General features: G+C 40.6%; 11 protein-coding genes. 3 read left to right on the top strand and 8 right to left on the bottom strand.

Annotated elements, in window-relative coordinates; genetic code table 11:
• Positions 1-23: 23 nt before the first annotated feature.
• Entirely contained in the window at positions 24-707 is a 684-nt protein-coding gene (locus HWQ37_RS27265; protein ID WP_292753525.1) for an ExbD/TolR family protein, read from the bottom strand.
• 42 nt (positions 708-749) lie between these two features.
• Positions 750-1,478: a MotA/TolQ/ExbB proton channel family protein gene (locus HWQ37_RS27260; RefSeq protein WP_292753522.1), complete on the bottom strand. Its 729-nt coding sequence runs from the start codon at positions 1,476-1,478 to the stop codon at positions 750-752.
• Positions 1,479-1,856: 378 nt separating this feature from the next.
• On the opposite strand from HWQ37_RS27260, the gene trmB reads away from it, so the two are divergent.
• Positions 1,857-2,492 carry a tRNA (guanosine(46)-N7)-methyltransferase TrmB gene (trmB, locus tag HWQ37_RS27255; RefSeq protein ID WP_292753519.1) on the top strand — a complete coding sequence of 212 codons (636 nt, stop codon included), beginning with the start codon at positions 1,857-1,859 and terminating at the stop codon, positions 2,490-2,492.
• A 187-nt stretch (positions 2,493-2,679) separates the two neighbouring features.
• Here the strand turns inward: trmB and HWQ37_RS27250 are convergent, their stop codons facing one another.
• The 5 genes from HWQ37_RS27250 to HWQ37_RS27230 all read right to left on the bottom strand — a co-directional run bounded on the left by HWQ37_RS27250 (position 2,680) and on the right by HWQ37_RS27230 (position 7,743).
• Complete coding sequence (locus HWQ37_RS27250) at positions 2,680-4,281, bottom strand: dolichyl-phosphate-mannose--protein mannosyltransferase (protein WP_292753516.1); 1,602 nt, start codon at positions 4,279-4,281, stop codon at positions 2,680-2,682.
• Positions 4,282-4,377: 96 nt separating this feature from the next.
• On the bottom strand, positions 4,378-5,064 hold the full coding sequence (rnc, locus tag HWQ37_RS27245; protein ID WP_292753513.1) for a ribonuclease III: 687 nt from the start codon (positions 5,062-5,064) through the stop codon (positions 4,378-4,380).
• A 137-nt stretch (positions 5,065-5,201) separates the two neighbouring features.
• On the bottom strand, positions 5,202-5,990 hold the full coding sequence (locus tag HWQ37_RS27240; protein WP_292753510.1) for an NYN domain-containing protein: 789 nt from the start codon (positions 5,988-5,990) through the stop codon (positions 5,202-5,204).
• A gap of 513 nt (positions 5,991-6,503) precedes the next feature.
• Entirely contained in the window at positions 6,504-7,112 is a 609-nt protein-coding gene (locus HWQ37_RS27235) for a hypothetical protein (protein ID WP_292753507.1), read from the bottom strand.
• 43 nt (positions 7,113-7,155) lie between these two features.
• Entirely contained in the window at positions 7,156-7,743 is a 588-nt protein-coding gene (locus HWQ37_RS27230) for a Uma2 family endonuclease (protein ID WP_292753503.1), read from the bottom strand.
• Between the two features lie 90 nt (positions 7,744-7,833).
• Here HWQ37_RS27230 and bchD point away from each other — a divergent pair, with 90 nt between their 5' ends.
• A complete protein-coding gene (bchD, locus tag HWQ37_RS27225) occupies positions 7,834-9,870 on the top strand; it encodes a magnesium chelatase ATPase subunit D (RefSeq protein WP_292753501.1) in 2,037 nt (678 codons plus the stop codon).
• Positions 9,871-9,992: 122 nt separating this feature from the next.
• Positions 9,993-10,619, top strand: coding sequence for a Uma2 family endonuclease (locus HWQ37_RS27220; RefSeq protein ID WP_292753498.1), 627 nt, complete (start codon positions 9,993-9,995; stop codon positions 10,617-10,619).
• A 119-nt stretch (positions 10,620-10,738) separates the two neighbouring features.
• On the opposite strand, the gene HWQ37_RS27215 is transcribed toward HWQ37_RS27220, so the two are convergent.
• A complete protein-coding gene (locus HWQ37_RS27215) occupies positions 10,739-11,524 on the bottom strand; it encodes an RNA polymerase sigma factor SigF (protein WP_292753496.1) in 786 nt (261 codons plus the stop codon).
• Positions 11,525-11,874: the final 350 nt, after the last annotated feature.

Here is an 11,874-nt window from a genome sequence, read left to right as displayed (position 1 = left end):
TGTCCCATGCCCCATTCCCTATCTCATCTTTTAAGAGGAGGTTGGGTTTTTTTGGGTGCTAGAGGCGCTGGTGAGTTAGGAACCACGGGAGAAATACCAGGATTGATAGGACTGATGCCTTGCCCCGTTGGAGGCTGAGTGATGCTAGGAAAGGGTACAGAATTAGGTGCTAAGGGGAATTTTGGGGTAATATTCCCTTCGGGGTTGATGCCTGGAAGTGTTGTAGCACCAGGATTGATTGGGAAAGTGGGGACAGTAGGTTGGTTAGGTGAGTTTGGGGATGGTTGAGATGGGCCAGGGATAATTCCCAAAGAAACGCGATCGCCTCCTACTTGTCGTAACAAATCCAATGTCTCAATCACATCATTGTAAGTTGCTGTGCGCGAAGCATTCAGCACTATAACGGCATTAGGATTGGCTTGGAGATACTGTTTTAAACTCTGTCTTAAATCTTCCTGTTTTACAGGCTGTTTTTCTATGTAAGTATTGCCCACAGCATCTATAGTCACAATCACACTTCCACTCTGAGATGTGATTCCAGATACAATACTGGGGCTGGCTTTAGGCAAATCAACATTTATTGCCTGTTGCCGTGTAAATTGTAATGCCGCTAATAAAAAAAACGTCAGTATACAAAAAACGACATCAATTAAAGGGATGATTTGAATTTGGACTTCTTCAATTGGTGTATGTAGATTAACTTTCATGTTTTACTCTCAAGCCTGGTTCAGGGGTTGAATTATTGATTATTAATTAGGTGTATTTGGGGGTTCAGGAGGTTCAGCAACTCTAGTCTTTCCTGGCTTGCGGGGTGGAGTGAAATTTTCTCGCACAATTGGTGATGTCCTATTACTAAAATCAGGAGGAGACTGGCGATAGAGCAATTCCATCTCATTCCCTGCCTTCCGAAAAACTTTGACTTGGTTGACTACAAAACTTTGAAATAGGCGGTAAAATACTAAACTAATAATGGCAACTATTAGCCCACTTGCCGTACTAATTAAGGATTCACCAATACCAGTAGTCACTCCGGCGGTAGATTCAGTTCCCAAATCGCCAATCCGAATTGAGCGTAGAGAGTGTATCAGACCTAAAACCGTGCCTAACAATCCCAATAGTGGCGCTAGGGCAATCACGGCTTCTAAAAGTTTTTCGCCCCTTCGCATCCCAGCTAATTCGTCTTCTGCCGTAGCCTCTAGTGCTAGTCGAAAGGTTTCCGCATCACTTTTGGTTAAACGTAGAGGGGCGTAGAGAAAACGCCCAACAGGTTGATGGCTTGCTTGTTGTGCGATATCCGCAGCTGCTTCCCAATTATCCTGAGCAGCATCCAGGATGCGATCAACTATTTGCTTTTCCTGAGTCAAAATTCGCAACCAAAACCACAAACGCTCGAAAATCACACTCAAAGCCAGAATCGACAGAATTAGCAATGGCCACATCGCTGGCCCACCCTTATAAAACAAATCTAAAATATCCACTGTTTAAGTTTCCTCGCTCCACGACTAAAGCAAATGTGTTAAGGCATTTTAATTCTAGAGATTAATGCAAAATGAGGGACTTCCAAAATATAAATTTCTCAAAAACCTCAAAAAACAGTGCAAGTATGACGTATTTGACTGAGACTGCTGTACAAACTTGTTGCTGGGTAGGCAATTGAATGATAGACCGATAATTTTTGGCATCCTTTTGCTAGACTTCCTTGTAATACCAATTTGAAAAAAGAATGCAATACATAGATAAGACCCTATCCAACCCTCTACAAGGCTTCGGGGAGGGTGTTTGGTCGCAAACATTTTTTGAATTGATATAATCTGAAGTTTCACCACAGGATATTTTCACGTAAAGGAGAACAAATTTTGGCAGCAGTCCGAGTCCGTCAGCATGTTAATCCACTTGGTAAAAAGTATCAAACACCAGCAAGTCCCCAAGACTGGGAAAAAATTTATGCAAAGCCAAATCAACCACTACATTTAGATATTGGCTGTGCAAAGGGGCTATTTTTGTTGAATATGTCCAAGATAGAACCTAACTGGAATTTTCTAGGGTTGGAAATTCGGGAACCTCTGGTGATAGAAGCGAATAAGTTACGTTCTGAGTTCGGTCTAACAAACCTGCACTATTTATTTTGCAATGTGAATAACTCACTGCGATCGCTTTTATCTTCCCTCCCTTCAGGAAGTTTACAACGTGTTACTATTCAATTTCCTGATCCTTGGTTTAAAACGCGCCATGCTAAACGTCGTGTAGTCCAACCAGAACTAGTGGCAGAGTTAGCTAATTATCTCGCGGTTGGGGGGTTGGTATTTCTGCAATCAGATATGGAATTTGTGGCGGTGGAAATGCGCGATCGCTTTGCTGCTAATTTAGCTTTTCAGAAAGTTGGTGCAGAAGAATGGCTAGCCGAAAATCCACTATCAGTCCCCACAGAACGGGAAATAGGCACGCAAAAAAAAGGTGAGGCTGTTTATCGGGCTTTGTTTGTTAAAGTATAAGTGGTAAAAAAGTAAAGTAAATCTTCGAGTTTTTTGGGCAACATATTTTCGAGAGCAATTCCGAAAATCTCTAATGTATTTAGTGATAAATTGTAATATTATTAGCTCAGATATATGTTGTGTAGTTATGTTAAATTGAGAAATTAGTTAGGAGTGATTATTCTTCCTATACCTAATGTCTCTTTAATTAAATCCAAGAGTTAAACCACATTCGTAGCTTGTAACTGTCAGGGGAGAGGGGTAAGCCCAAATAAATGGGCATCCAGAAAATAAAAGCAACCACAATGATAAAAGTAATGGTGACACCTAGCGCCCGGAGTTGTTGATAATAACTACGAAGGCATTGATCGACAAACCAAGCGATCGCTAAAAATACAAATACCACTGCACACATATAGTGGTAAATAAAAACACACCTCGTCACCTTCACCCAAGGTAATAAGTTAGCAGCATAATTTATAACTAAATACAAAGCAATCCAAGTATCAACACTAAGAGTTGCAGGTACAGAAAAACGCTTTTCCTTCACCAAAGGAATTACGACTTGTGACACCAGCATTCCTATTAAAAATAACATAGCGGCAACACCAAACCACCACAAAAATGGATTGCCCATTGCATGGACATCATAAATAACTCGCCCAGCACCAGCAGGTAAAGGTGGTCCCATCACAGGTAAGGGTTCGGTGATACTTTCAGCCGTTTGATAATAATATGCCATTGGTCGAGTCATCAAAGGCCATTTGTACCAGGCAGCACAGTAAGGATGCACATCAGAATTATTACCACCTAAATGTAAGTGAAACTTCAAAATTTGCTGATGTACTGCAATAAATCCATAAGTTTTATCTAGTTGAAGGTGAGGAATCCAGATTATGCTGTAGATAAAAGCTGGGATAATTCCTAGATAAAATAACATCTGGAAAATATTTAATTGAGTCAAGTTTTGTAGTGGTGTCTGAGATGAGGGAGATGAAGGAGAATAAGTACTAACTCCTGCCTCATAACTCCTAGCTTCTGACTCCTGACTTACGCCTTCTACCTCCTGAATTCTACCTTCTGCCGACGCTCGCGGACTCGCTAACGCTGCGCTATCCTGCCTCCTAGCTCTTCCCTCCTTCAATGATAAGGATGTAAAGGGGTTAGGAAAAGAATGCATTAAATGAATTACCCAAGCTACTATCCAAATGAGATAAGCACCTGACAAAAACCATAAACCGTTCCATTTAGTACCGACAGACGCACCAAAAGTAATACCAGCAAAAACTAAGCAAAAAGAACGTTGCCGATTTTGGTTATCTAATGCCAATAATAAAAACCAGTGTCCTAATAAACCAAAAATGACGATATAAATATTACTTAAAGCATAGCGAGATTCAACTAGAAAGATGCCATCACAAGCTGTGAACAAACCTGCAATTATTGCAAAGGTACGGCGATAACTCAATTGATAAGCGATCGCAGCCACAACTAAAGGGATAAATGAGCCAGTAAGGGCATTAAACCAACGATAAGTCCAAGGCGATCGCATTGAACCCGTCAGCCCATTTACCGTATCGTGCCAAAAAGGAATGTGACTGCCAATCCAAATGCCGATGCCAATCATATATTGACTCAGGGGCGGATGAGCATTAAAAAATGGCGTATGCGTGAGATAATTATTACCGAATTTAGCAAAATAAACTTCATCAAAAACCAGAGTGTTGAATCGCTCCAATCCCCAAAACCTCAAGGCGAGTGAGAGGATAAATATACTCAACATCCCAATTCGGAACCATTTTTTAGTCATTTGTCATTGGTCATTTGTCATTTGTCATTTGTCATTGGACATTGGTTATTTCCTATTCTCCCTCTATTATGACAATTAGACAAACAAAATATAGCTCTACAATAAACCTTGTTTTTTCAGATTAGCTAGCGCGTCTTCAGCAGCAGCTTTTTCTGCATCTTTTTTATTACGTCCTTTACCTTCTCCATAAATTTTTTCATCTACCAATACTTTGGCTATGAATTCTGGCGCATGAGAAAGTCCTCCTATTTGTTCTGTGAAATATTTGGGTGGATTTGGAGTAACGTTGCGTTGCACCCATTCTTGAAAGCGGTTTTTTGAGTCTACATTAGAACGAGATACAACTATATGCTTAGGATCTACAGAATCAAATAGTGGTTCTATAATTGCGCGAACGGTTTCAATATTTGACTTATTATCCAAATAGTAAGCACCAAGAACTGCTTCAAAGGTACTACTGAGCAAATTAGGATTTTGGTAGCCTCCATCTCGAATTGCGCCTTTTCCTAGCCGCATCCTAAAGTCTAAACCTACCTCTTCAGCGAACTTTGCCAATTGCTTCTCATCTACCAGCGCCGAACGCCGCCGGGTTAATTCATCTTCTCCCATTTCTACATGACGACCATAGAGATATTCGCCACTTAAGAAATTCAGCAAAGCATCACCGAGAAACTCTAGGCGTTCATTGTGTTCGCCTTCTCCGGGGTTTTCGTGGACATAAGAACGGTGGGTAAGTGCGCGGCGTAGAAGTTTTTCATTATGGAATATTAGAAGTTTGTGCATTTTATCTTGTGTCTTGTTGCAGAAATTGACTGTTGGGAAACTGTACAAGTGTGATTGTCTTTAGACATTAAAACACCGCAAATTGCGGTGTTTTAGTAAAACCCAGTCTTTACTAAACTGGGTTTTTAAAAGCTATTTTAAGCAGCTAGTTTGTCAAACTCAATTAAAAACAATTTCTGACCTTGCCTTTGGACTTTACCATCTCTTACAGCAGCATCAACAAACTGACTAAAGTTTTTAAACTTCTTGCCGTCAGACATAGAAATAGAGGAAAAGCCCTGATATTTATGGCAACGCTGACGCATCAATTTGTCAATGTATCCAAATACGGTAGACTTGCCTTGGCTTAAGGAAGTTTTCGTAGATTCAATTAGGTACTTAACAGCGTCATTGTAATTAATTTGAAACTCAATATCAGTAGTTTCAAGCTGATTATTATTGAGAACCAATTGAGGCAATTCATCTACAAAGTAAAGTTCATCAGCAAGGTTTTTCAGACTTTGTTTTACATTACCTCGTCGTGCAAAGATTATGACATTTTTATCCTTGTCTTTCAGGAATTTAACTGGATTTGCAAAGTCGCCATCTCCTGACACAAGGATAAAAATATCTGGGGACTGATTGTTATATACATCGTCAATTAAATCAGATTTAAGTTGATTGTCTGCACTGTTCTTTAAAGAGCAGGTAACATCTTCACATTGAAAACCAATACGTTGGAGATTCTCTTTTGCAGAAGCCTGGTTTTCAAATAGTGAATTATAGTAGACTCTTCTAATAATTAAACTCCCCCTTGCTTTGGCAAAAGCCAGCAATGAACTTGCTATATTTTGACTTAAATAAACATTTTGAAAATCGCAATAGATGCCAACTTTTAGTTGCTGCTGGCTTGTTTGTCTATTGGAAGATTGATTAACGTGTTGCATTGTAATGTATCCAGTATTCTTTGGTGAACTGGACAGCTTCAACAAATTACACATCTAGCAGTAACAAGGCTTTATACGAGGAATTTGTACTCAAAAAGTACTACCCTGCGATAAAGCTCTCTACCGTCGCTTTCGTTTGGTTCAAGTCTCAGCCGTAGAACTCCTGGCTTCCTACCAAGTTTCGCGTCATCCTTTCCCCTGAACATTCATCCAAACATCTTGTCTTCCCGTTGAAAGTCTAGTCAATCAGTTGACCCGACATTGGACTGAATACTCAGCCGAAGGGATGACGCGAAGCTTGGCAGGAAACTAGGAATTCTGCTGCTGAGACAACACCAAAAACCTGCGCTTTAGAGTGCGGTTATTTTGCTGTCTTAAATATACATTGGCATAGCTGCTTCTAGATGTCAATATAGTTATTCATGAAGATTTCGTAAAAGCGCTCACCCATATCCATGAACTTTAAAAATGCTCTATGGTATTATTTCAGAAATATTTTAGCTAATAAATAATTTACGGCTTACTTTGCGCGATCGCACCATACAAAATACCTAAAATTTTCTTGATATCCTTAATATAATATTCACTCAAATCAATCGCAACTACATTACCTTCAAGCTTAAGAAATTGCCAGATAGTACCGATAGTAACAGCACCATATATAGCTTTAATTTGATTTCCACCTTTCTCGTTAAATAACTGAGCAGCTACCATTTCGGCAATACATTGGGCTAAACCAGACCTCAAATTCTCATTTTTACTTTCTACTAGGACAATCACCGGACTACGTACAAGTAACTGCTCCGAAGAAAGACTCAAAATAAAATCACAAAAGCCGTTTAATCCTCGCTGACTATCAACAGTAAAATCAACTCCAGAAAACAAACTTATCTCATAATTAAATTTGCGTCTAATTTCTAGCAAAATTGGACTAATTATCATTTCACTACGAGCTTTTTCGGAACTTATCGCTACTGCTAAATCAACATTTTCCCTAAGAATAGTAGATAACAAATCACTGCACTCTTGTTCTTGTGTATCTGCGAATAGTCCAGATGACTCGCGGATAACTAAACCAAAAGAATCAATAACTTCAATAAGTTTAAAATCACTATAAGCCATAAAACTTACTCTTTTGTCTTATGACTTAATTCTATAACAAAGTTTAAAAATTCAGCTTTGGCGGAAACACCCTAGCTAAATCAAGAGATAAATCAGGGAAGCAGGGAAAAATTATTACCTCATTTGATAAGAAAATTCGCTTATTTGAATAGCCATATCTGCCTTGATTATCCTGATATGGTTCACTGTAAGCTTCCAAATAATTATCAAATAAATTGAATATCCAATAATCAGTAATACCTGCTTTAGTATAGAGAGGTATTTTCACATCTTGGTCATAAGCTAAAGAAGAATCTGCAACCTCCATCACCAATAACACATCAGTCGGTTTAGGGTGAGACGATAGATAATTATCATCTCGGTTTTGAACAATCGCAAAATCCGGTTCAGGTTCGCTATTAGGCGGCAAAGCAATCGGAGCTTGAGATTGCAAAGTAGCCTCGTCTCCCAGTATTTTGGGGAGTTGCTTCAACAGTTTTCTTAAACAAGTTTCATGAGCTGTACCTTTGGCTACCATTTGAATAATTTCTCCATTAATTAATTCAATTCGCTCATCCTCATGGAAAAAGCCCAATTCTCCAAGCCTGTGGTATTCATCCAGTGTGAAGCGTTTAGCCTGAGCAATACTCATAACCTTACCTTTCTCTCATTGCCATAATACTTATTCTAAAGGTGTCAGAAATTGGTATGCTAAAGGCCGAGACTCGCTATATTGCAAACAATGGCTGCGCCTACTATCAATCCCACAATCACTGCCTTTCCCTTGACAGCCGTAGTTGGTCAAGAAGCAATTAAATTAGCCTTGCTGTTAGCAGCCGTTGATCCTGGTTTGGGAGGAGTAGCGATCGCAGGTCGTCGCGGTACGGCAAAATCTGTAATGGCTCGTGCTATTCACGCTCTACTACCGCCGATAGAAGTTGTCAAAGGTTCAATTAGTAATTGCGACCCCAACCACCCAGAAGAATGGGACGATCAACTTTTGGCGGAGTACGCAGATAAAGACATTCAAGATGTTCCCGTCGAAATTATCCCCGCGCCTTTTTTACAAATTCCTCTAGGTATCACTGAAGACCGACTCCTCGGTTCAGTAGATGTAGAAAAGTCGGTAAAACAAGGTGATACGATTTTTCAGCCCGGTTTACTCGCTACCGCCAACCGTGGTGTACTATACGTAGATGAAATTAATTTATTAGATGATCAAATATCAAATCAACTTCTAACAGTATTATCTGAGGGACGCAACCAGATAGAACGAGAAGGGATTAGTTTTCAGCATCCGTGTAAATCCTTATTTATTGCCACCTATAACCCAGAAGAAGGCGGATTACGAGAGCATTTGTTAGATAGAATTGCGATCGCCCTTTCTGCTGACGGTGTACTCGGCTTAGATCAAAGAGTAGCAGCAGTTGAAGTGGCGATCGCTTATTCTAAATCTCCCCAAGATTTCCTCAAGCAGTACGACGAAGATTTAGATTCTCTCAAAACCCAAATTATCTTGGCGCGGGAATGGTTGAAAGAAGTCATCATCACCCATGAACAAATTGCCTATTTAGTAGATGAGGCGATTCGCGGCGGAGTTCAGGGACATCGCGCTGAGTTATTCGCCACGCGGGTAGCCAAAGCTGCGGCGGCTTTGGAGGGACGAACAACAGTTAATGCCGAAGATTTGCGCCGTGCTGTGGAATTGGTAATTGTACCACGCGCCACAGTTGTGCAGACACCGCCACCCGATCAAGCGCCTCCACCGCCACCACCCCCACCGCAACAGAATCAAGAAGAACCCCAGGACGAATCTGAGGAGGAGGAAGAAGAAGAACAGGAGGAAAAGGAAGAAAATCAAGAGCAAGAACCCCCCAGTATCCCGGAAGAATTCATTTTTGATCCAGAAGGGGTAATTCTGGATGACAACGTGCTTTACTTCACTCAAATGGCGAAGCGGCAAGGTAAATCGGGTAGTCGTAGTGTCATCTTTTCTGATGACAGGGGACGCTATATTAAGCCGATGTTGCCCAAGGGGAAAGCGCGACGCATTGCAGTAGATGCTACCTTGAGAGCAGCTGCACCTTATCAAAAAGCCCGAAGAGAAAAACACCCAGATAGAAAAGTTATTGTTGAACAAGCTGATATTCGCTCGAAACGCCTGGTACGCAAAGCCGGAGCGTTGGTAGTATTTGTAGTAGATGCTTCTGGCTCAATGGCTCTGAATCGAATGCAATCGGCTAAAGGTGCGGTGATGCAACTGTTGACAGAAGCTTATCAAAACCGCGACCAAATAGCATTAATTCCCTTCCGGGGAGAACAGGCGGAGGTATTATTACCGCCAACACGTTCTATTGCTTTAGCGCGTAACCGCTTGGAAAGATTGCCCTGTGGTGGAGGTTCGCCTTTAGCGCATGGTTTAACTCAAGCTGTGCGCGTCGGCTTAAATGCTCAGATGAGTGGAGATATTGGGCAAGTTGTCCTTGTAGCAATCACCGATGGACGGGGTAATATTCCCTTAGCGCGTTCTTTGGGTGAACAGCTAGAACCAGGCGAAAAGCCAGATATCAAAGGAGAATTATTAGAAATTGCTGCCAGAATTCGGGCTTTGGGGATGCAACTATTAGTAATTGATACGGAAAGTAAATTTGTGTCTACGGGCTTTGCTAAAGAATTATCGCAAACAGCAGGAGGTAAATATTATCATTTGCCGAAAGCCACAGACCAAGCTATTGCTGCTATGACCAAAGGTGCGATCGCTGATTTAAAATCTCGTTAGCCAAGGTGATGGTTTGTTAATTATTATGTACTAGACTGCTGAGAACTTGGTTGTATGTAGCATATATAGCAATCCGATTTGATTCCTGAATCACTCGTAGAGTACCAGGGGGACAATAAATTATGATTCAAGCCTTACGTAAACTAGTAACATTCGATGAATTTATCGCTTGGTATCCAGAAAACCTACAACAACGTTATGAACTGCATGATGGAGTAATTGTTGAGATGGCACCACCAACAGGCGACCATGAAGAGGTCGTTGGATTTTTGGCACTAGAAATATCTGCCGAAATTAAGAGGCTAAAACTTCCCTACCTCCTTCCCAAAACGGCGTTCATTAAACCATTGTCAGGTCAATCAGCTTATTCTCCAGATGTGCTGATATTAAATCGGACTAATTTAGTAAATGAACCTCTGTGGAAAAAAGAATCGACTGTAAGCCAAGCAGCATCAGTTCCCTTAGTAATTGAAGTGGTAAGTACCAACTGGAGAGATGATTATTTAAAAAAAGTAGCTGACTATGAGGCAGTAGGCATTCCCGAATACTGGATTGTAGATTATGCAGCTTTAGGTGGTAAGCGGTTTATAGGCAATCCCAAACAACCAACTATCTGGGTTTACTCGTTAGTTGAAGGAGAATACCAAATCAGGCAATTTCGAGGCAGCGATTGCATCATCTCGTCTGCTTTCCCAGAGTTAAATTTAACCGCCGAACAGATTTTTCAAGCAAGTGGATATACCGGATAGTTGCAATTTTTGATAGTTCAAAAATTATCATGGCTGAATCAAAAGCCATTTTATAAACTTCTAAATTCTTGTGATCTTTAATAACTCTTGTACTGTTCTCCGTCATCTCCCTCAAATGACTACGATCCAGTGGGCATTACCTGTGGTTGCAAATAGCAAATCAAATCTTGAATTCCCTTTTGCAGGTAGCGCGTTACCGTCATTGGACTAGTACCAATATTTTTAGCAGCATCCTTGCGAGAAAGTTCCTTCAAAAATACCATTTCAACTGCCATCCGGGGCTTTTCTTCCAGCATGTTTATCGCGCCTTGGAGTTGTTGGCGTTCTTCTTCTTGTTGCAGAAGCACATGAGAACGAGGACAAGGAAGTGCCTCACCCAAGGTTATTTGACAATCAACATAGTTAACTGCGGTCGCATCTAAACTCAAAGGCATCCGGTTTTGAGCCGCTAACTTGGTTTCTTGCCATTCATGCACAGACACGCGAAGTTGGTCAGCAATTTCAGCATCCTTGGGCGGGCGACCTAAAGACATTGACAAGTCCTTGCGAATCTTTTGTCCTTCATTGTACAATTCTTGCCAACGACGGGGGATTTTTAATAGAGTACTGCGATCGCGCAAAAAGTGCAGCATCTCACCGCGAATGTATGGCACTGCAAAGGAACTAAAAGCATATCCTTGGCTAGGGTCGAAGCGCTCAATTGCCCTAATTAAACCAAAATAACCGATTTGTTCTAAATCTTCATAAGGTTCATTACATTGATGGCTGAATTTATGAGCCATCTTCCGCACTAAGCCAGTATGTAACTGTACAAGTTTATTACGAAGTTTAATAGAAGGATTCTGGTGGTACAAGTGTAATAATTCTATACCATCAGTTCGTAAAGAGGACTCACTTGTTGCCATATACATTCCCTTGTTGTAACTCCTATTCCTCAGAAATTGGAGCTGCGTATATTTTCTTTTAAGCTGTCATTATTTTCTCTAGTCAAGCCAGAATAAGCCATCGTCGTTTCACTGAACTTATAAGCGGTCGAACTTAACAGTTCAGTATTATTACGCATGATTTTCCTATTCTCCCTGTTGCAGGTTATTTTTGATTTTTAGATAAAAATTTCAACCTGGCATAATTTTTTTTGTTTAGTTGCCTTCTAACTTGCGTAACCCCTTCCTGGTTTCTTGCCCTAAATCTTGGTAAGAATAGGAATAAGCAGAACGTTTTCCTAAAAAACAGTATTTCAATATGAGCAATACCA

Source organism: Nostoc sp. NMS4 (genome assembly GCF_017115095.1).
In the GTDB taxonomy this organism is placed as follows: domain Bacteria; phylum Cyanobacteriota; class Cyanobacteriia; order Cyanobacteriales; family Nostocaceae; genus Nostoc.
This window is presented reverse-complemented; position numbering and strand designations above follow the sequence as displayed.